This window comes from Catenulispora pinisilvae (genome assembly GCF_015356865.1).
Taxonomy (GTDB): domain Bacteria; phylum Actinomycetota; class Actinomycetes; order Streptomycetales; family Catenulisporaceae; genus Catenulispora; species Catenulispora pinisilvae.
Map to the genome: position 1 here is coordinate 12,087 of NZ_JAAFZA010000113.1, position 19,832 is coordinate 31,918.

Annotated in this window: 18 protein-coding genes and 1 pseudogene; 13 read left to right on the forward strand and 6 right to left on the reverse strand. The window is 69.6% G+C overall.

What is annotated here, in order from left to right:
- The first annotated feature begins 22 nt into the window (after window positions 1-22).
- Both IZR01_RS27545 and IZR01_RS27550 read left to right on the forward strand, forming a co-directional pair.
- The gene (locus tag IZR01_RS27545; protein ID WP_194894993.1) at window positions 23-469 is read left to right on the forward strand and encodes a DUF2550 domain-containing protein; all 447 of its coding nucleotides are present in this window, start codon (window positions 23-25) and stop codon (window positions 467-469) included.
- Between the two features lie 28 nt (window positions 470-497).
- Window positions 498-1,097, forward strand: coding sequence for a cob(I)yrinic acid a,c-diamide adenosyltransferase (locus tag IZR01_RS27550; RefSeq protein ID WP_194894991.1), 600 nt, complete (start codon window positions 498-500; stop codon window positions 1,095-1,097).
- 47 nt (window positions 1,098-1,144) lie between these two features.
- On the opposite strand, the gene IZR01_RS27555 is transcribed toward IZR01_RS27550, so the two are convergent.
- Window positions 1,145-2,488, reverse strand: a complete 1,344-nt coding sequence (locus tag IZR01_RS27555) for a hypothetical protein (RefSeq protein ID WP_194925537.1) — start codon at window positions 2,486-2,488, stop codon at window positions 1,145-1,147.
- An 86-nt stretch (window positions 2,489-2,574) separates the two neighbouring features.
- Between IZR01_RS27555 and murA the strand changes: the two genes are divergently transcribed.
- The 3 genes and pseudogenes from murA (at window position 2,575) to IZR01_RS54410 (ending at window position 5,499) form a co-directional block, all read left to right on the forward strand.
- Window positions 2,575-3,891 carry a UDP-N-acetylglucosamine 1-carboxyvinyltransferase gene (gene murA, locus IZR01_RS27560; RefSeq protein WP_194925538.1) on the forward strand — a complete coding sequence of 439 codons (1,317 nt, stop codon included), beginning with the start codon at window positions 2,575-2,577 and terminating at the stop codon, window positions 3,889-3,891.
- Between the two features lie 98 nt (window positions 3,892-3,989).
- Window positions 3,990-4,841 (forward strand): 3-hydroxyacyl-CoA dehydrogenase family protein, encoded by an 852-nt coding sequence (locus IZR01_RS27565; protein WP_194894985.1) that lies wholly within the window; start codon window positions 3,990-3,992, stop codon window positions 4,839-4,841.
- 99 nt (window positions 4,842-4,940) lie between these two features.
- Window positions 4,941-5,499: pseudogene (locus IZR01_RS54410) on the forward strand (GNAT family N-acetyltransferase).
- Between the two features lie 12 nt (window positions 5,500-5,511).
- Here IZR01_RS54410 and IZR01_RS27575 read toward each other — a convergent pair.
- The 3 genes from IZR01_RS27575 to IZR01_RS27585 are packed head-to-tail and all read right to left on the reverse strand — an operon-like array spanning window position 5,512 to window position 8,621.
- A complete protein-coding gene (locus IZR01_RS27575) occupies window positions 5,512-5,880 on the reverse strand; it encodes a DUF6086 family protein (RefSeq protein ID WP_194925539.1) in 369 nt (122 codons plus the stop codon).
- Window positions 5,877-7,184, reverse strand: coding sequence for a hypothetical protein (locus IZR01_RS27580; protein ID WP_194925540.1), 1,308 nt, complete (start codon window positions 7,182-7,184; stop codon window positions 5,877-5,879). Before IZR01_RS27580 ends, IZR01_RS27575 begins: the two co-directional genes overlap by 4 nt.
- 9 nt (window positions 7,185-7,193) lie before the next feature.
- Window positions 7,194-8,621 carry an MFS transporter gene (locus IZR01_RS27585; protein WP_194925541.1) on the reverse strand — a complete coding sequence of 476 codons (1,428 nt, stop codon included), beginning with the start codon at window positions 8,619-8,621 and terminating at the stop codon, window positions 7,194-7,196.
- A gap of 264 nt (window positions 8,622-8,885) precedes the next feature.
- Here IZR01_RS27585 and IZR01_RS27590 point away from each other — a divergent pair, with 264 nt between their 5' ends.
- Together IZR01_RS27590 and IZR01_RS27595 are read left to right on the forward strand one after the other, a co-directional pair.
- Window positions 8,886-10,841: a protein meaA gene (locus tag IZR01_RS27590; protein ID WP_228560353.1), complete on the forward strand. Its 1,956-nt coding sequence runs from the start codon at window positions 8,886-8,888 to the stop codon at window positions 10,839-10,841.
- A gap of 322 nt (window positions 10,842-11,163) precedes the next feature.
- The gene (locus tag IZR01_RS27595) at window positions 11,164-12,309 is read left to right on the forward strand and encodes an ATP-binding protein (protein ID WP_323747112.1); all 1,146 of its coding nucleotides are present in this window, start codon (window positions 11,164-11,166) and stop codon (window positions 12,307-12,309) included.
- A gap of 146 nt (window positions 12,310-12,455) precedes the next feature.
- On the opposite strand, the gene IZR01_RS27600 is transcribed toward IZR01_RS27595, so the two are convergent.
- Window positions 12,456-12,782, reverse strand: a complete 327-nt coding sequence (locus tag IZR01_RS27600; RefSeq protein ID WP_194894978.1) for a hypothetical protein — start codon at window positions 12,780-12,782, stop codon at window positions 12,456-12,458.
- A gap of 407 nt (window positions 12,783-13,189) precedes the next feature.
- Between IZR01_RS27600 and nucS the strand changes: the two genes are divergently transcribed.
- The 3 genes from nucS to IZR01_RS27615 all read left to right on the forward strand — a co-directional run bounded on the left by nucS (window position 13,190) and on the right by IZR01_RS27615 (window position 15,462).
- Window positions 13,190-13,867 (forward strand): endonuclease NucS, encoded by a 678-nt coding sequence (gene nucS / locus IZR01_RS27605; RefSeq protein WP_194894975.1) that lies wholly within the window; start codon window positions 13,190-13,192, stop codon window positions 13,865-13,867.
- A 48-nt stretch (window positions 13,868-13,915) separates the two neighbouring features.
- Window positions 13,916-14,911, forward strand: coding sequence for a hypothetical protein (locus IZR01_RS27610; protein WP_228560347.1), 996 nt, complete (start codon window positions 13,916-13,918; stop codon window positions 14,909-14,911).
- A 146-nt stretch (window positions 14,912-15,057) separates the two neighbouring features.
- A complete protein-coding gene (locus IZR01_RS27615) occupies window positions 15,058-15,462 on the forward strand; it encodes an SCO5389 family protein (protein ID WP_194894973.1) in 405 nt (134 codons plus the stop codon).
- Between the two features lie 222 nt (window positions 15,463-15,684).
- Here IZR01_RS27615 and IZR01_RS27620 read toward each other — a convergent pair whose 3' ends face one another.
- On the reverse strand, window positions 15,685-16,659 hold the full coding sequence (locus IZR01_RS27620; protein ID WP_194925543.1) for an LLM class flavin-dependent oxidoreductase: 975 nt from the start codon (window positions 16,657-16,659) through the stop codon (window positions 15,685-15,687).
- A 146-nt stretch (window positions 16,660-16,805) separates the two neighbouring features.
- On the opposite strand from IZR01_RS27620, the gene IZR01_RS27625 reads away from it, so the two are divergent.
- The 3 genes from IZR01_RS27625 to IZR01_RS27635 form a co-directional block, all read left to right on the forward strand.
- Window positions 16,806-18,596 carry a 3-hydroxyacyl-CoA dehydrogenase family protein gene (locus IZR01_RS27625; protein WP_194925544.1) on the forward strand — a complete coding sequence of 597 codons (1,791 nt, stop codon included), beginning with the start codon at window positions 16,806-16,808 and terminating at the stop codon, window positions 18,594-18,596.
- A gap of 79 nt (window positions 18,597-18,675) precedes the next feature.
- Window positions 18,676-18,996, forward strand: coding sequence for an Rv1322 family protein (locus IZR01_RS27630; RefSeq protein WP_194894968.1), 321 nt, complete (start codon window positions 18,676-18,678; stop codon window positions 18,994-18,996).
- Between the two features lie 74 nt (window positions 18,997-19,070).
- Window positions 19,071-19,832 (forward strand): class I SAM-dependent methyltransferase (locus IZR01_RS27635; RefSeq protein WP_194894966.1); only part of this gene is annotated, 762 nt, incomplete at its 3' end.

Sequence of the window (19,832 nt, forward strand, 5' to 3'; positions counted from 1 at the left end):
CGACAGTGAGGAGCTTGCGTAAATGCTCAGCGCTGTCGAGGTCCTGGCCGTCGTCTTTGTCGTGATCTGTCTGGCCGTCGCCTTCATCCCGATGCGCCGCCACCTGATCCGCCGGGGCGGCGGGGCCTTCGACTGTGCCGTCCGCTTCGGCCCGGTCCCGGCCCCCGGGGACGCCACGGGTTGGTCGTTCGCCGTAGGCCGCTACCGCGACCTCACAGTGGACCTCTACCGCGTCTTCAGCTACAACCCCCGCCCCCGCACGAGCCTGGCTCGGCGGGGGTTCGACGTGGTGGGGCGCCGCGACGCCGCGGGGGAGGAGACCCGGACTCTGTTACCGGGCTGGGCGGTGCTGGAGTGCTCGGCCGCGGGCAAGGCGGTGGAGCTGGCCATGTCGACGGAGTCGATGATGGCTTTTTTGACGTGGGTGGAGGCCGCGCCGCCCGGGTGGAACATCTCGCGGGTGAGCTGAGGCGGTACGACCGGCTACCGTGGCACCCATGGTGAACCTGACCCGTATCTACACCCGTACCGGCGACGACGGCACGACCGCCCTCGGCGACCTGAGCCGGGTCCGCAAGACCGACCCGCGGCTGGCGGCGTACGCCGACGTGGACGAGGCCAACGCGGCGATCGGACTGGCCGTCGCCTTCGCCCACAACGACCTGGGCATGCTCCACGACGGAATCAGGGCCCTGCTGCTGCGCGTCCAGAACGAGCTCTTCGACCTCGGCGCCGACCTCAGCACACCGCCGGCCGAGAACCCCGAGTTCCCGCCGCTGCGCATCGAGCCGGAGTACGTGGAGCGGCTGGAGGCGGCGTGCGATGAGTGGAACGAGACGCTGGAGAAGCTGCGTTCCTTCATCCTCAACGGCGGCACGGTCGTCGCGGCGCAGCTGCATGTGGCGCGGACGGTTGTGCGGCGGGCGGAGCGGAGCGCTTGGGCGGCGGTCGAGGAGTACGGCGACGCGGTCAACCCGCTGGCTGTGAAGTACTTGAACCGGCTGTCGGACCTGCTGTTCATCCTGGCTCGGGTGGCGAACACGGATTCGCACGGCGGGGACGGCGACGTGCTGTGGGTTCCAGGCGGGGAGCGGTAGTCGGGCGCTGGTCGCCCCACCCCTGGTTGCCCCTACCTCTGGTTGCCCTACTTAGAAGCGCTGGACGGCGCCGCGACCTCAGGCTGCGCCGTCAGCGCCACCCACCCCGCCCCGCCGCTCTTCCACAGGCTCTCCGGCCCGGTCAGCTCGAAGTCCCCCGCACTCCAGGCATCCGGCGGCGTCAACGCGACGTTCTTCGCGTCCCGCACCTGGATCACGTCGGCGAAGTGCCCCTTCACCAGATGCTGCGTCCGCGGGAACACCGCCACCCCGTCGACGGTCTTCTGCGGGATCAAGTTTCCGCCGGTCCGCGCGTACAGCACCGTCTTCGTCTGCGGCGCGCCGAGCACCACCAGCCGGTTGCTCTGCGGCAGCCACACCGACAGCTCCGCGATCTGCTGCGCGTCGTCGGAGTCGGCGCTGGATCCCGGCCACATGTGGGAGAAGGTCACCGGCGTCGTGTACACCGACATGCTCGCCGTCTTGCCCACCTGCGTGTAGTCCCCGACCAGCAGCTGGGCCCGAGACGGCGTGCCGTCGGCCGGGGTCGTCCAGCCCTGCATCACGTAGAACCAGGTCTTGAGCGGAGTCGGCGCGGCCTCCTTCGAGACCACTCCGGGCTTGATGGACGCCGGTGCCGTGGGGTCCGGTGCCGCGGTGTCCTGGTCGACCTGCGCCCACAAGGTCGAGACGGTAACCGTCGGAGTGGCCGTCGGAGCGGCCGTCGGAACGGAGGTCGGAACGGAGGTCGGATCCGCCCCGGTCGCCGAGTCCGCCCGCTTGGCCTGGTCCACCAGGTACGACTTCGCGACGTCCACAGCCTGCGCCGGCAGCGTCGCCCCGCGGCTCGGCCACGCCAAGGCGTTCTCCGGGACCGTCGGCGTCACGGTCGTCACCGGGCTCTCGGTCGCCGTCGGCGCCGGGTACGCGCTGGTCAGATCCACGATCGCGGACGGCGGCGGGGCGGCTGACGCGTCGCCCCCGCGCATCCCCAGCTCCGAGGCCACCGACGGGCCGAGCACCGCCGCCACGACCAGCACCGCGGTCGCCGAACAGGCCCGTATCGCCCGGCGCCGCCGACGGATCCGCGCGGCTCGGGCCATCACCTTCGAGTACAGGTCGCCCTGCGGGATCGGGACGGCTCCGGCGGCGATGTTCCGCAGGAATTCGTGCAGTTCCGGGAGCTCTGACGGCCCTGGTGTCGGTGACGGCTCTGATGGCCGCGGCAGTTCCCGCGGTCCAGGCAGTTCCGGCAGTTCCGGCGGCTCTGGCAGCTCGGCCGGCTCGGTCGGCTCCGGCCCGGAGTCACCTCCCGGCCCTGCGCCAGGCGTCGCCGAAGCACCGCCGATCATCCGATCACGGTCAGGCTGCGCGTTGTCCCAGGTGTCCATGGCGACTACGAAGACGCGAATTGAAAGCCGCAGGTTGCCTGCCGGTCGCCCGGCGGCGGTGGCGGAGTGTGCCAGGATGGCCGTCCGTGGAGCGATTCAAAGTTGCCGGAGGGGCCCGCCTGGCGGGCGAGATCGCGGTGTGCGGTGCGAAGAACAGCGCGCTGAAGCTGATGGCGGTCGCCCTGCTGGCCGAGGGCCGGACCGAGCTGCGCGGCGTCCCGCGCATCCTGGACGTGGAGCTGATGGCCGAGCTGCTGCGCCGCCTGGGCTGCGACGTGCGGCTGGACTGGGAGCCTGGGCCGGAGCGGGAGGACGGGCCGCAGAAGGGCTCGGCCATCGTCATCGAGGTGCCGGCCGTGCCGCGCACCGAGGCCGACTACGACCTGGTGCGCCGGCTGCGGGCCTCGATCTGCGTGCTGGGCCCGCTGCTGGCCCGGCAGGGGGAGGCCAAGGTCTCCTATCCCGGCGGCGACGCCATCGGCTCGCGCGGGCTGGACATGCACATCGACGGGCTGGAGCGGCTGGGCGCCGACATCTCGCAGGAGCACGGCTTCCTGGTCGCCACCGCGAAGGACGGGCTGACCGGGGCCAGCATCCTGCTCGACTTCCCCAGCGTCGGGGCCACCGAGAACATCCTGATGGCCGCCGTGCTGGCCCGCGGGACCACGGTGATCGACAACGCCGCGCGCGAGCCGGAGATCGTCGACATCTGCTCGCTGCTGGCCTCGATGGGCGCCAAGATCGACGGCGCCGGCAGCTCCACGCTGGTCATCGAGGGCGTCGACACCTTGTCGCCGGCCCCGTCGCCGCACCAGGTGGTCGCCGACCGGATCGTGGCCGGGATGTTCGCGGTCGCGGCCACCATGACCCGCGGCGACGTGCGGGTGGACGGCGGCAACGCCGCGCACCTGGAGATCGCGCTGGACAAGCTGACCCAGGCCGGCGCGATCGTGGTGCCGGACGAGACCGGCTTCCGGGTGTCGATGGACCGGCGCCCCAAGTCCGTGGACATCATCACGCTGCCCTACCCGGGCTTCGCCACCGACCTGCAGCCGCTGTTCGCCGCGATGAACTCGATCGCCGAGGGCACCTCGATGGTCACCGAGAACCTGTTCGACGCGCGCTTCGTCTTCCTCCAGGAGCTGGCCCGGCTCGGCGCGTCGGTGCGCACCGAGGGGCACCACGCGATCGTGCGCGGCGTCGAGAAGCTCTCCGGGGCGCCGGTGCGGGCCACCGACATCCGGGCCGGGGCCGGGCTGGTGCTGGCCGGGCTGGTCGCCGACGGGCACACCACGGTCTCCGACGTCCGGCACATCGACCGCGGGTATCAGGGCCTGGTGACGCAACTGCGTTCGCTCGGCGCGCAGATCGAGCGGGAGCCGGACCCCGACCCGTACCCGTGACGAGCGTTACGCCGCCGTCCGCGCCGGGCCCGGCCACGTCCGCGTTATCTTTTTGGACGTCCAAGCAAATCACCCCTTGTGAAGCACGAGGTAGCGCAGTGTCGAAGAAGCTGGCCGTCATCGGCGCCGGTCTGATGGGTTCGGGGATCGCGCAGGTGGCCGCGGCCGCCGGGTACGACGTGGCGGTCCGCGACGTGACCGACGCGGCGCTCAAGCGCGGCGTCGACGGCATCCGCGCCTCGCTGGAGAAGTTCGCCTCCAAGGGCCGCTACACGCCCGAGGAGGTCCAGGCGGCGCTGGGGCGCGTCACCACGACCACCGACCTCGCCGAGGCGGTCGCCGACGCCGACGTGATCGTCGAGGCGGCGTTCGAGAACGTGGACGTCAAGCAGGACATCTTCCGCGAGCTGGACAAACTGGCCAAGCCCGGCGCGGTGCTGGCCACCAACACCTCCGCGATCCCGATCACCCAGATCGCCGCGGTCACCTCCCGCCCGCAGGACGTGGTCGGCACCCACTTCTTCTCCCCGGTCCCGATGATGCAGCTGTGCGAACTGGTCCGCGGATACAAGACCTCCGACCAGACCCTGGCCCGGGCCCGCGCCTTCGCCGAGGAGGTCGGCAAGACCTGCATCGTGGTGAACCGCGACGTAGCCGGCTTCGTCACCACCCGCCTGATCGCCGCCCTGGTGGTGGAGGCCGTGAAGCTCTACGAGTCGGGCGTGGCCACCGCCGAGGACATCGACCTGGCCTGCAAGCTCGGCTTCGGCCACGCGATGGGGCCGCTGGCCACCACCGACCTGACCGGCGTCGACATCCTGCGCAACGCCACCCAGAACATCTATACCGAGACCCAGGACGAGAAGTTCAGCCCGCCGGAGCTGCTGAACCGGATGGTGACGGCCGGGGACCTCGGACGGAAGTCGGGCAAGGGCTTCTACAGCTACTGAGATCCAGCATCGCGGCGGCGGCCGCCGGTCACTCCGAAAACCGGCGGCTACCGCGAAGACCGGCGGTCGCTGCACGCGTTCCCTGTCAGGATCGCGACCATGACGCTTTCGCTTGCCGACAAGCCGGTCCTGCCGGGCGACCGGGTGACGATGCGCCCGGTGACGGTCGAGAACGTAACCGGCCTGATGGAACTACTCGCCGACCCCGAGAGCAGCCGGCTGACGGCCACCCGCGTAGAGCCCTCCCGCGAGCCCGCGGAGCGGTGGTACGCGACGCGTGCCGAGCACGAGGACCGACTCGACCTGGCGGTCGTCGCGAACGAGACGGGGGAGTACGTCGGCGAGGTCGTGCTGAACGACCTGAGCGTCGAGGACCGATCCCGCGGCTTCCGTATCTGCCTGCTCGCACCCCCGCGTCTTCGGACGCGGCTACGGCACCGAGGCGACGCGGCTGGTGCTGCGGCACGCGTTCGAGACGGTCGGGCTGCATCGGGTCGAGTTGGAGGTGTACCGGTTCAACCCGCGCGCCCGGCACGTGTATGAGAAGGCCGGGTTCGTGTTGGAGGGGACCAAGCGCGAGGGGCTGTTGTGGGACGGGGAGTGGGTCGATGTCGACCTGATGGCGATGCTGGAGGCTGATTGGCGCGCCGCGCGCTGAGCTGCGCGTGATTCACGAGCGGCTCATGGAAGCCGCATGCTCCTTACGCATGGCCGCCCAGACGGCCTCCTGCTGGTCGGACTCGGCTCGGGGAACGTCGCGGCCCGCGCGCTCGAGGAGAACCTGTGCGGTGGGGATGAACGCGAACAGCAGAGAACGAACGATCGGATGCGTGGTCTTCTCGTACCTGTCGCTCGCCGTCGCGACGAACGCCTCGAAGGCCGGAAGATCGATCGCGCACTCGTCTTCGATGATGTCCCCGAGCCCGGACCGTGTTTTCAGCGCGTCGGCGATCGACTCCGCGTAGCCCTTGAAAAGGCGTCCGGGTAGGTTCGACGGCCACCAGAGCACTTCATCGCCAAGATCAAAGGAAATGCTCATGATGCCCAGCGCACCTCCACATCAACCCCGTTCTTCGCTTCCCAGTCTGTCACAGCCTTTTCCACCGCCGCCTTGAACTCGGGGGTCGCGCCCGGTTCTGTGAAGTCGATTCCGAACGAAGCGTTCTCGTACCCCTGTGCGTATTGACGGCCTCTTAGGAAGCTGTCGAGCTTAGTGGTGACGTTCTTATTCAGCCATTTCGTGGTGTCCATGCGGGGGTCCTGCCCGGTGGCAGTCTTCTCCTCCCAGAGTTTTCCATCCTGGCCGACCTCGTCATAGTCCGTGATGGTGTCGGAGGGGTCGTTGGGGTTGTGGACGACGTATTCCCGGTCGCCGGCCTGTGGCGGACGGACCCGGTTCGACAGCTCTTTGGGCGTGCCACTTCCGCCTCCGCCGTTGTCGGAGGACATCATGACCCTGTCAGAGTGCGCCGCGTCCCATCCGAGCTTCGCGCTGGCGCCCAGAGCGGCAGTGCCGCCGATCGCGATCAGCCATCCCGCGCCGAGGTTGATCGGTACGCCGGGTATGGCGCCGACGCCGGTCAGGTCCAGAGCGAATCCCAGCCCTTCGCCCGCGCCTCCGACAGCTGTCAGGACCAGCCCCCCGAACAACGTCGCGTCGGCGCCAGGATCATGCAACATGGCGTTCCCGACGGAGGCGGTGATCTCGGCGACGTCGGTCGCCCCATGCTTGACGCCATCCCACACAGTCGAGGCCACAGAGCCGACGTCCGCTTTGAACTTGTCGCTGAACGAGTCGTGGAAGCCGTCGTGGTTGATCGCGTGGTGGATGGCACCCGCCGCACGGCGAGCCGAGGTTTCCTGGATGTGGGCGGCATTCTCGACCTGGCCGCGGCACCGGGTGATCGTGTCCTGGGCTGTCTGGATCTTCTGGCTCAGGCTGACTGCCTGGGGATCGGTCGATGCTGTGCCCGCCGGAAGCCGGTCGCGCTGCTGCTGAAGGTTCCGATGCTCGGTTTGAGCGTCCTGTGCGTCCCGCAGCGCCTTATCAGCCATCGACTGAGCCTGAAAGAGCTCAGTGGCGTATCCGCTGCCGTTGGTCGACGTGCCGAGAACTTGTGCGGCGACGTCGTAGCGTTTAAACGCTTTGCGTAAGTCCGAGCTCGCGCTGTGGGCTTTGCCCCGGAACTCGTCAGCGGCTTTGCTGTTCCAGCTTTCGACAGAACGAAGGCTGTCGATCTCGCTCGCCTGTCGCTGAATGAGATCCGCGAGGTCACGCAGGTCTTGGCCGATGTCCGCGACCGTGTCCGGGTCGCCGGGCGTCGGATCATGGTCGACCTTCAATGCCTTGACTCAGGCCACTGCCGTAGCCGCGCCTCCAGCCGCCGCGGCGCCACCCTCACCCGCGGCCTTGCGATCCAGCCGCCGTAAACTCGCCACCCGCTGCACCACCCCGAGTCCGGTCACCACCGCGCCGAGTCCGAGCCACCCCACCGGTCCGGCCGCCAGTACGCCGCTGGACAGCGCCACGGGCCCCGCGGAGCGCTCCAGCGCCTGGGCCATGCCCGCCACCCCCAAGTACGAGGCCTGCGCGTCCGAGGGTGCCAGGGACACCGCCAGCTCCCACGACACCAGCGAGCGCACCAGCTCCGCCGTCGTCAGCACCACCGCCGCGAGCGCCAGCGTGATCGTCGCGAGCAGCGCGCCGCCTTGTCCGGACACCGCGAGCAGGGCGCAGCCCGCTAGCAGCGCGACGCCGTACCAGCACGCCGCGCGTGCCGATGCCCGGGCTCCGCAGACCCGGGCCGAGACCGGCATCTGGAGGAAGACGCACATCAGGGTATTGATCACCATGACCGCCGGGATCACCGCGTGCGGTGCGTGGGTGCGGGTCAGGGCCCACAGCGGGACGCCGACTGTCAGGATCGCGTCGTCCAGGTTCAGGAACACGTCGAGCAGCACGAACAGCAGGTAGCCCGGATCGCGCCAGGGGTTGCGGCCGCGCGCCTTCTTCGGGCCGCCGCCACTCTGGCTGCCAGCGGCCGTCGCCCTCGCTGTCGCGCCCGCGGCTGTCCCCGCCCCCGCTCCCATCGGTGCCCGCCGACTCGTCCGCAGCACCAACGCCGCCACCGCCAGGTATGACACCCCGTTCCCGACCACCACCGCCTCGTACATCGTCCCGGTCCCGACCGCCACCGCGATCGCCGCGATCCCCGCGCCCAGCGCGTACGCCGCGTTCATCACCACCCGCGAGAGCGCCCGGTACGTCGCCCGCTGCGCCCCGGCCGTCTGGCCGGCGAACACGATCTCCATCGTCTTCGAGCCGCGGTCGCACAGCGTGGTCGCGGTGGTGACCGCCAGCAGCGGTACGAAGCCGTGGCACAGCGGCACCGAGCACAGCGTCAGCACCCTGATCAAGTGGCACGCCACCAGGATCGTGCGCACCGGCATCCGCTCGGCCAGCTGCCCCGCGATCGGCGGGCCGGCGATGCCGACCAGGCCCGCGATGCCCAGCAGCGCGCCGACCTGCCCGGCGCTCAGGTGCGCGAGGACCGTGAAGTACAGCACCAGCGCCGAGTTCCACACGCCGTTGCCGGCCCGGTCCAGGAACAGCGCCGCGAGCATCCGGCGGGAGTCCTGTCCGCCAGGTGGGTTACGCAGCTGGGCCAGGGTTCCGGTGCGCTTCGGGGCGTCGGCGGCGCTCGGAGCGGTGCCGGTCCGGCGCCCCGTGCCGCCGGCCCTGATGCCACCGTTCGCCGATTGGCTCCTCCGCAGCCCCATGTACCACCCCTAGTGTCAGCCCCGCAGATCCTCCTGGAGTGTGACGGAGGAAGTCGCTCGATATCAAGAAGCTTGATATCGAGATACAACCGGGCCCGAGACCCGGCGCCCGGTGTGCGCAAACTCACCGGTGACACTCCGGTTACCCGTCAGTAGGCTCCGGACCAAGGCGCCGACCCCACCTGCCGGGCGGCGACACCGTCCACCTTGGGAGCCCCCGTGACCGAGCGCGGCAGATCTTTCGAGCCAGACCGCCCCTGGGTGATGCGGACCTACGCCGGCCACTCCACCCCGGCGGAGTCCAACGCCCTGTATCGCAGGAACCTGAGCAAGGGGCAGACCGGCCTGTCAGTGGCCTTCGACCTGCCCACCCAGACCGGCTACGACCCGGACTCGGTACTGGCCCGCGGGGAGGTCGGCAAGGTCGGCGTGCCGGTCGCGCACCTGGGCGACATGCGCGCGCTGTTCGAGGGCATCCCGCTGGAGCGGATGAACACCTCGATGACCATCAACGCCCCGGCGATGTGGCTGCTGGCGCTGTACCAGGTGGTCGCCGAGGAGCAGGGCGCGGACCTGGCCGCGCTGGCCGGCACCACGCAGAACGACATCGTCAAGGAGTACCTGTCGCGCGGGACCTACGTCTTCCCGCCCGGCCCCTCGCTGCGGCTGATCACCGACACCATCGCCTACACCGTGGCCAACCTGCCGAAGTGGAACCCGATCAACATCTGCTCCTACCACCTGCAGGAGGCCGGCGCGCAGCCGGTGCAGGAGGTCGCCTACGCGCTGTCCACGGCGATCGCCGTGCTGGACGGCGTGCGCGACTCCGGGCAGGTGGCGCCCGAGGACTTCGGACAGGTGGTCGGGCGCATCTCGTTCTTCGTCAACGCCGGGGTGCGCTTCGTCGAGGAGATGTGCAAGCTGCGGGCCTTCGCAGGGCTCTGGGACCGCATCACCCGCGAGCGCTACGGCGTCACCGACGAGAAGCTGCGCCGCTTCCGCTACGGCGTTCAGGTCAACTCCCTCGGGCTGACCGAGGCGCAGCCGGAGAACAACGTGCAGCGGATCCTGTTGGAGATGCTGGCCGTGACGCTGTCCAAGGACGCGCGGGCCCGGGCGGTGCAGCTGCCGGCCTGGAACGAGGCGCTTGGCCTGCCGCGGCCCTGGGACCAGCAGTGGTCGCTGCGGATGCAGCAGGTGCTGGCCTACGAGTCGGATCTGTTGGAGTACCCCGACCTGTTCGCCGGCTCGAAGGTGGTCGAGGCCAAGACCGACGAGATCGCCGAGGCGGCCTGGGCCGAGATCGAGCGGATCCAGGACCTCGGCGGCGTCGTGGCGGCGGTGGAGTCCGGCTATCTGAAGGCGCAGCTGGTCGGCGCGCACGCCGAGCGGCGGGCGAAGATCGAGTCCGGCGAGCTCACGGTGGTCGGCGTCAACAAGTTCACCGAGACCGAGCCGAATCCGCTGACCGCCGACCTGGACGCGGCCATCCAGACCGTCGACCCGGCCGTGGAGCAGCACGCGGTGACCGCACTGAAGGCGTGGAAGGAGCAGCGGGACGGCGCGGCGGTGGATGCCGCACTGACCCGGCTGCGTCAGGAGGCCGGGACCCAGGCCAACCTGATGAACGCCACGCTGGCCTGCGTGCGCGCCGGGGTCACCACCGGGGAGTGGACCGGCGTGCTGCGCGAGGTCTTCGGCGAGTTCCGGGCGCCCACCGGCGTCTCGGGCTCCACCGGGACGGCGATCCCGTCCGAGGAGCTGGCCGAACTGCGCCGCGAGGTGGATCAGGCCTCTGTCGAACTCGGCCGCCGGCTGCGGCTGCTGGTCGGCAAGCCGGGCCTGGACGGCCACTCCAACGGCGCCGAGCAGATCGCGGTACGGGCCCGCGACGCCGGCTTCGAGGTGGTGTACCAGGGCATCCGCCTGACCCCGCAGCAGATCGCGGCGGCGGCGGTGGCCGAGGACGTGCACTGCGTCGGCCTGTCGGTGCTCTCCGGCTCGCACCTGCAACTGGTCCCAGAGGTACTGGCAGAACTGCGGGCCGCCGGCGCCGGCTCGCTCCCGGTGGTGGTCGGCGGCATCATCCCGGACGCCGACGCCCGGACACTGCGCGAGGTCGGCGTCGCCGCGGTGTTCACCCCGAAGGACTTCGGGATCACGCAGATCCTGCACACCATCGTCGAGGAGATCCGGCGCGCCGGAACGGTCAGCGTCTGAGCGGACTCCCTCAGGGCCTGAGCGGACTCCCTCGCCGCTCGGGCCGGAATCGGCGCCCTTCCCCGGGGTCTTCCCGGGGGCGGGCGCCGATTCGGAATTCCGCGAAAATTGTGCCCGGCGGGCTGCTCGGAATGGCGCCTCAACGGGCTTTGGCGACGCCTTATAAGCATTCTCATGAAGGTTCGCAGCCCGATGTCGGTGGTCGGCCGACAGGCATCCAGCGACTCGCTCACGCTCTCGCGACACCGGCAATGACCTGGCCTTTTGCTGAATTCCGGCTAAGATCGGGGCAGTTCGCGGAACGCTGTCGAAGGGGGACATCGTGAGTGAGGATCGTACGTACAGCGCCGACTCGATTGTGGTGTTCGAAGGTTTGGAAGCAGTACGGAAGCGGCCGGGGATGTATATCGGCTCGACCGGTGAACGCGGGCTGCACAGCGCCGTTTTCCAGGCGGCGAGTACGGCGATGGACGAGATCATCGTCGGCCGGGGCAGCAGGGTCGAGGTCACGGTGAGCGCCGACGGCGGCGTACGGGTCGCCGATGACGGGCCGGGCATCCCTTTCGAGGCGCAAGGGGATGCCGGTGAGCCGGGCCTCGAAGGTCGTCTGACCGAGTTTAGAGCCGGCCGGGGGCGCGGATACACCATCCACTCCTTCGGGCTGAGCCTCGCTATTGTCAATGCCCTGTCGGGCCGGCTGATCGCCGAGGTCCGCCGCGACGGCCGGCGGCGGGTCCAGGAGTACGTGCGCGGCGTCGCGGTCGCTCCGCCGGCCGACGCCGGACCGGCGGACGACACCGGGACCGTCATCACCTTCTGGCCGGACCCCGATATCTTCCAGACAACGGAGTTCTCGTTCAGCGTGCTGGCAGAGCGTTTCAGGGAGCTGGCTTGGCTCAATCCGGGCCTGGACGTCTCACTGGTCGACGAACGCCGGACGCCCGAACGCCCTTCGGCCCGCTTCCACTTCCCGGACGGGGTGAGCGCGCTGGTCGCGTTCCTTGATGAGCAGGTATCCGCTCCGGTCCATTCCGACATCATCAGCTTCGAGCAGGACGACCGGCAGATCTCCGGCAGAATCGAGATCGCTTTGCGCTGGCGTGACTCCGGCCCGGAGTGCGTCCGCGGCTTCGCCAATAGCGTGCCCGCGCGCGGCGGCGGCACGCACGTGTTCGGCTTCCGCGACGGCGTAGCGGCCGCGGTCAACGCTTACGCGCGGGCGCGGGGCCTGCTGGCGGCAATGGATCCCGATCTCGGCGCCGAGCAGGTCTGCGAAGCCTTGACCGCGGTGGTGTCCGTGAAGCTGGAGTACCCCGAGTACGGAGGCTGCACCCGCGATCAGTTGGGCGGTGCCGAGGTGCGCCCCGCTGTCTGCGAGGCCGTCCGGCGACACCTCGGCGGCTGGCTGACCGGACATCCGGGAGCGGCCGCGGTCATCGTCGGCCAGATCATGGCGCGCGGCCTCTGAATCAGGGCACTGCTGGCTGTAGTCCGTCCTTGCCCGGACGCCAATCGGCGCCCTTCCCGGGGATATCCCCTAGGGAAGGACGCCGATTTGTTGAACGCTTTTTCGAGCACCGGGCCGGACGATGCCGGACTTATAGCGGCTCGGAATCAGGCGTCTGCCTTCTCAGCGGCTTCCTTCTCCGCGATGGCGTCCGGGTGGTGCTCGCCGGCGAATTCGCGGCCCAGCACCTCGTGCGCGGCCCGCAGGTGGTCCAGGCCGGTCTCGCCGTGCTCGGCGGCGTGGCCGTCGAGGGCGTCCAGGATGCGCTCGACCGGCTCGTGGTGGCCTTCCAGGCGCTGCTCGGCGTAGTAGGCGATGCCCAGCTTCATGAACAGCTTCGCGCCGTGCCGGTGGGCGCTCCACTCCTCAGCGGCCTCCACCGCGCCGTCAAAGCTCTTCTCGGTGATCTCGAGCGCCTTGGCTATGAAACTCATCGGTCTGCGACTCCTCGCGTCGAAACGGCGCCCATCGACACTATCGACGAGGCGTATGCGTGCTCTCAGTGTTCGCCCGCGGCCTGTCCCGCTCTTCCTTCACGCCCTTCCGTGACGGACATGAGTACGGGTTAGCAGCGTGTCGTGCTGAATAATAGCGGCAACAGCGAGAACGGGTTACGGCGATGTGCGTACTCAGGACTAGTACTGTGATAGGGGAACCCCTGCGATCGCAACGTGCATGCATCGCAAGATGAACGTCAGGGGAAGACCTGCCAGTAGCGTTGAGGAACCGTAGAGCCGACGAATCCTGAGCTGCGTTTCCCCGCCGGGAGCGTAGTCGTCCGGTCACCCGCTGCCGCCTGGGTGCACGGCGGGGCGCCCGCGCGTTGATAGGCTCCGATCTCATGCGCATCGTCATCGCCCACTGCACCGTCGACTACGCCGGCCGGCTCTCCTCGCACCTCCCGGAGGCCAAGCGGCTGCTGATGGTGAAGGCGGACGGCAGCGTCTCGATCCACGCCGACGACCGCGCGTACAAGCCGCTCAACTGGATGTCGCCGCCCTGCGTGCTCAAGGAGTCCGAGGCCGACGAGGACGGCCGCGTGGTCTGGACGGTCACCAACAAAGCCGGCGAGCGGCTGGTGATCACGCTCCGGGACGTCGAACTGGACGCCAGTCACGAACTCGGCGTGGACCCCGGGCTCCAGAAGGACGGCGTCGAGGCGCACTTGCAGGAACTGCTCGCCGACCAGATCGAGACCCTGGGCAGCGGCTGGACCCTGGTGCGGCGCGAGTACCCGACCGCGATCGGGCCGGTGGACATCATGGCGCGCGACTCCGACGGCGCGCACGTCGCGGTGGAGATCAAGCGGCGCGGCGAGATCGACGGCGTCGAGCAGCTGACCCGGTACCTGGAACTGCTGAACCGCGACCCGCTGCTGGCCCCGGTGCGCGGGGTGTTCGCGGCGCAGGAGATCAAGCCGCAGGCCCGGACGCTGGCCGCGGACCGGGGGATCGAGTGCGCGGTGCTGGACTACGAGGTGCTGCGCGGGATGGACGACCCGAGTTCGCGCTTGTTCTGAATCAGAATCCTTGTTCTGAATCAGGATCCTGCTCCAATGGATCCGGCAATGATTCAGACAACGGGAGCGATGATGAGACTCAGCAGAAGGACCCTGCTCCTCGGCGCGGTATCGGCACCGGCGGCACTCTGGCTGGCCGAAGGCACGGCCCAGGCTACGGCCCAGGCCGCCACGAGCTATGACGTCGCCGTCTGCGAGCAGTACCGGAACCAGGTCCAGATCTACTCCTCGGCGGCCGGCTGGACGTCCCCGCACTGGGTGTGGTCGCCCGGGGGCGGTGGCTGGGCGAACCTGTCGGACGTGAAGTTCCGCAGCACGGCGAAGTTCGGCGAGGTGGCGTTGGTCGCGGCGTCCGGCGGCGACGTCGGCATCGTGCACAAGAACGCCTCGGGCACGCAGGGGACCGGGAGCCTGCTGTGGAAGGCCTCGCCGGGGTCCAACCCGCACGCCATCGAGCGGATCCCGAACATCGGGGCCGTGGTCGCGGCCTCCTCCGGCGGGTACCTGCACGTCTACGGGCCCACCGCGGTCAACGATCCGGCCACGCTGGCCCTGGTCCAGACGATCAGCTTCCCCGGTGCGCACGGGCTCTGGTACGACGACGTCCACAACCGCCTCTGGGCGGTCGGGCAGGGCAAGGCGACCTCGTATCAGGTCAGCGGCAGCTACCGGAACACCCGGTTGGTCGGCGGGGTCAACGTGTCGATCGGCTCGGGGAACCTCGGGCACAGCCTCGACGCCTCATACAAGGACAGCGGGATCCTGTTGGTCAGCCACACCAGCGCGGTGGTCGCGATCAACAAGACCACGCACGCGGTGAGCACGGTGCACGCCAACCACGCGGTGAAGTCGTTCAGCCAGCACTCCTCGGGGGAGGCGTTCTGGGTGCAGAGCACGGGGAAGACGTACCACGGCGACAGCCGCAACTGGGTCAACCCGGATGTGCAGTTCTTCAATGCCTCCGGCGCGCGTTCCTTTACTCGCGGGCTGTCGTACGGTGCGGAGTTCTACAAGGCTCGGCTGCACGCGGTCGGCTACCACTGACAGCCCGCTGTGCTGGTGTGATGCAAGAGGTTGGACATCAGTCGTGTGCTGATGGCGTTTTGAAAGCCTTCGCCCCGACAGGTTAGAAGACCTCCTGGATGGGCCATGCCTCTAGGTGTATCCCCTACCGGGAGGAGTCCCCTGATATGTCCCTCGATGTTTCCCCGGAGCTGCTTGATGCCGCCGAGCGCGGCGAGGTCTCCGACCAGCAGTTCGCCGATTGTGTGCGGGACTCGTTGCCGTACGCGTGGCGGATGGTCAGCGACTTGTCGACGCGGCTGCACGTGGACGGCGCCGGTGCGAACGGTTTCGTCGACAACATCACACCGCCGCCGGACGAGCAGGCCCGGGGGCAACTGTTGCGGGCCCTGGCCAGCGACGCCATCCGCGGCTGCCTGGAACGGCACTTCGGGGTGCGGCTGGCGTTCCAGAACTGCCACCGGGTCGCGGTGTTCCCCTCCGGGACCACCAAGGACTCTGATGTCTACAGCACCTTCACTTCGGTTCGATCCCAGCTGCTGAACCAGTCGCCGCTACTGCGCGACTGCTGAGCCGCGGGTCCTGCGGAGCTGGTGGGGACGGTTCGGGTGCGGATGGAGCCGTACTGATTCACGGGCTGGTGCGGGCTCCCGAATCGAGGCCGGAGGACTTGCGAACGGCCGGTGGCGTCCCAGGGGGCAGAGGACGCCACCGGCCCTTCTTGTGTCTCGGGTCCTGCTGCGCGGGGGCGCTTCGGGTCTCAGGCCGCCGTGCGGGTGGGCGTGCTTGGCGTCTCAGGCCGCCGCGCGTAACAGGGGGAGTACCGAGCTTCCCAGGGATCTGATATTCGCCAACGTGTGCTCGGGTCCGCCGCCCTCGACGAACAGCAGGACGTGCTCGATGCCGGTGGCCAGGCGGGACTCCAGAATCCGTTCCGCACAGTACGAAGCCGGCCCGACCGGGTGGATCGTCGTCAGGTGCTCGGCGTAGTCGTCGGGATCGCGCATCGGGGCCGACCCGCCGTCGTAGCGGACGTGGGCGGCCAGCCCGGGACGCAGCCAGGTCGGCATCGCCTGTCGCAGAAGACTGACACCCTGGCTGCGTGACGGGGCGACCTGGGCGACCACCACCGAGGTGTGGGGCGCGGGAGCGCCGTATATCCGCACCATCGCCGCCTTCTCGACGTCGTCGGCGTGCATCCCGAGCAGCATCGGCAGCCCGCGGTCGGCGGCCATGCGCAGGCTCTCAGGGGACGTACACGCCACCAGCATCCGCGGCCCGCCGCGCGGCACCACCGGCACCTGGCGGAACCGGTGGAACTCGCCGTCGAAGGACACAGCGTCCCGCGATCCCCACGCGCACAGGACGTCCAACGCCTCGGCGAACGCCCGCCGCGAGAGCCCCGCCATCCCGGTGCCGAACACCTCCAGGTCCACCCACGGCCCGCCCCGCCCGACGCCCAGCGTGAAGCGCCCGCCGGTGAGCACGTCGAGCATCGCCGCCTGCTCCGCCACCGCGACCGGATGCGCGGTGGACAGGACCGTCACCGCGGTGCCGACCCCGATGCTCCGGGTGCGGCCGGCCAGCAGGGCGGCGAAAGTGAGAGCGGAAGGGCAGGTGCCGTAGGGCATGAAGTGGTGCTCGGCCATGAAGACGTCGTCGAACCCGGCGTCCTCGGCGGCGACGCCGTAGTCCAGCGCGGCCCGCAGCGCCTGCTCCGCCGAAATGCCCGGAAAGCCCGCTGCCAACAGAAAGACGCCGATGCGCATGCCTACCAGTGTGTAACCCATGTGGGCGGTCTCACAGGCAAGAAGGTGCTGTCAGATCGGGGGTGTCGCGTAGATACTGGCGAGTAACCGCAGACTCGATCCCTCTGGTAGCTGCGAGTCACCCAAAACTCAAGGAGACGGTTTTCATGCCCCGCGAGTTCACCACAATCGGCGTCGTCGGCCTGGGCACGATGGGCGCCGGCATTGCCGAAGTCATGGCGCGCAACGGCATCCAGGTCATCGGCGTGGAGGTCGATGAGGCCGGCGTGGCCCGCGGCCGGGGCCACCTGCGGGCCTCCGTGGCCCGCGCGGTCAAGCGCGGCAAGCTGACCGACGCCGAGGCCGAGGAGCTGGCCGGCCGCGTCTCGTTCAGCACCGCGCTGGACGACCTGGCCGCCGCCGAGCTGGTCGTCGAGGCGGTGCCGGAGGACCTGGAGCTCAAGCGCTCGGTCTTCCAGCGGCTGGACGCCATCTGCCCGCCGCAGACCATTTTGGCGACCAACACCTCGGCACTGTCGGTCACCGAGATCTCGGTGGCGACCGCGCGGCCCTCGCGGGTGGTCGGGGTGCACTTCTTCAATCCGGCGACGGTGATGAAGCTGGCCGAGGTGGTGCGGACCGTGGTCACCGACCCCGAGGTGGTGGACGACGTCGAGGCGCTGGTGCGCCGGCTCGGCAAGGACGACGTCACCTGCGGGGACCGGGCCGGCTTCATCGCCAACGCGCTGCTGTTCGGCTACCTGAACCACGCGGTGGCGATGTACGAGCAGAAGTACGCCACCCGCGAGGACATCGACACCGCGATGAAGCTCGGCTGCGGCCTGCCGATGGGACCGCTGGCGCTGCTGGACCTGATCGGCGTCGACACCGCCTACGAGATCCTGGACACGATGTACCGGCAGTCGCGGGACCGGCTGCACGCCCCGGCGCCGATCCTGAAGCAGATGGCGACCGCCGGGCTGCTGGGCCGCAAGACCGGCCGCGGCTTCTACACGTACGAGGGTCCTGACTCCCCGGTGGTGGTCGACGACGACCAGACCCCGGCGGGCGCGGGCCAGGGCCGGTCCGGCGCGCAGGTCCGCGAGGTGAGCCGGATCGGCGTCGTCGGCTCCGGCACGATGGCCAACGGCATCGCAGAGGTCTGTGTCAAGGCCGGGTACGAGACCGTGCTGGTCGCCCGGGCCACGGCCAAGGTGGACGCGTCGCGCGCGGCGATCACCCGGTCGTTGGACAAGGCGGTGCAGCGCGGCAAGCTGGCCGGGCCGGACCGGGATGCCGCGCTGGCCCGGCTGCACGGGACCGTCGACCTGGCCGACCTGTCCGACTGCGACCTGGTCGTCGAGGCCGTCGTGGAGGACCTGGACGTCAAGCGCGCGTTGTTCGCCGACTTCGACCAGCTGTGCAAGCCCGGCGCGGTGCTGGCCACCACCACCTCCTCGCTGCCGGTCATCGAGTGCGCGATGGCCACCCAGCGCCCGGCCGACGTGGTCGGGGTGCACTTCTTCAACCCGGCGCCGGTGATGAAGCTGGTCGAGGTGGTGCGCACGGTGACGACCGCGGACGACGTGGCCGCCACCGTCCACGCGGTGTGCGCCAAGCTCGGCAAGGTCGCGGTGGACTGCGGCGACCGGGCCGGGTTCATCGTGAACGCGCTGCTGTTCCCGTACCTGAACGACGCGGTGAAGATGCTGGAGGCGCACTACGCCACCGCCGACGACATCGACACGGCGATGAAGCGCGGCTGCGGCTACCCGATGGGCCCGTTCGAGCTGCTGGACGTGGTCGGCCTGGACGTCTCGCTGGCCATCCAGCGCGTGCTCTACCTGGAGTTCCGCGAGCCCGGCTTCGCGCCGGCGCCGCTGCTGGAACACCTGGTGACCGCGGGATACCTGGGACGCAAGGCGGGGCGCGGCTTCCGGGACTACAGCTCCCGCTGACCGGGCGGGCGTTGAATATCCGGTTGACAAGGCGGGCCGGGCGTCGATCGCGGCGCGCACTGTTTACTACCCTGGTTACATGAGCCCGCGCCGCCGCCCGCCCCGCCGCTCCGACGTCCCCGACGAGGAGCGCGACGGCGCCAGCGCGCGGATGGCCTCCCGGGTCCTGGGCTTCGACCGCATCGAGCCCGGACCCGACGGCCGGGACTGGGCCGTACGGGGGATTCCCGGCCAGGCCGCGCAGAAGGTCTACCGGTGCCCGGGCTGCGATCAGGAGATCCGGGCCGGAGTACCGCACCTCGTGGCCTGGCCGAGGGACGACTACGGCCAGGGCGTCCACGATCGGCGGCACTGGCACACGCCGTGTTGGAACGCACGCGGCAGGCGGCGCGCGAGGTAACGCTTCGACAAAGTAAGCATCCGGACACGTTAAGCCCTTGGCGAGCGGCACAACGACCCGCGATCATGTCCGCCATGGACCGCACATTCGAGGAACTGATCGCGGAATCCGACGCGGTCGACGTCAGCGGCTGGGACTTCTCCTGGCTCGACGGCCGCGCCACCGAGGAGCGCCCGCCCTGGGGCTACCAGCGCCAGATGGGCGAGCGCATCGCCCGCGCGCACCTGCACCTGGACATCCAAACCGGCGGCGGCGAGGTACTGGCCGGCGTGCCGCAACGGGCCTCCGGCGCAATGGTCGCCACCGAGGGCTGGCCCCCGAACATAGAGGTGGCCCAGGCGAACCTGCGCGAGAAGGGCGTGGTGATCGTCGCCGACGAGGACGAACCACCGCTCCCCTTCGCCGACGGCGCCTTCGACCTGGTCACCAGCCGCCACCCGGTGATGGCCCACTGGCGCGAGATCGCCCGGGTACTAGCCCCCGGCGGCACCTACTTCTCCCAGCACATCGGCCCGGACAGCGGCCACGAGGTCTACGAGTGGTTCCTCGGCCCCAAGCCCACCGGCAAGGGCTTCCGCGAGCCAGCGCTGGCCCGAGCCGAGGCGGCGAAGAACGGCCTGGAGGTGGTGGACCTCCAGGAGGCCGAGCTGAAGATGGAGTTCCTCGACATCGGCGCCATGGTCTACTTCCTGCGCAAGGTGATCTGGTTCGTGCCGGACTTCAGCGTCGAGAAGTATCGGGATGACCTGCTGCGGATGCATGAGCACATTGAGCGTGAGGGGTCGTTTGTGGCTTACTCGCGGCGGTTCTTGATTGAGGCGCGTAAGTCTGGGGGG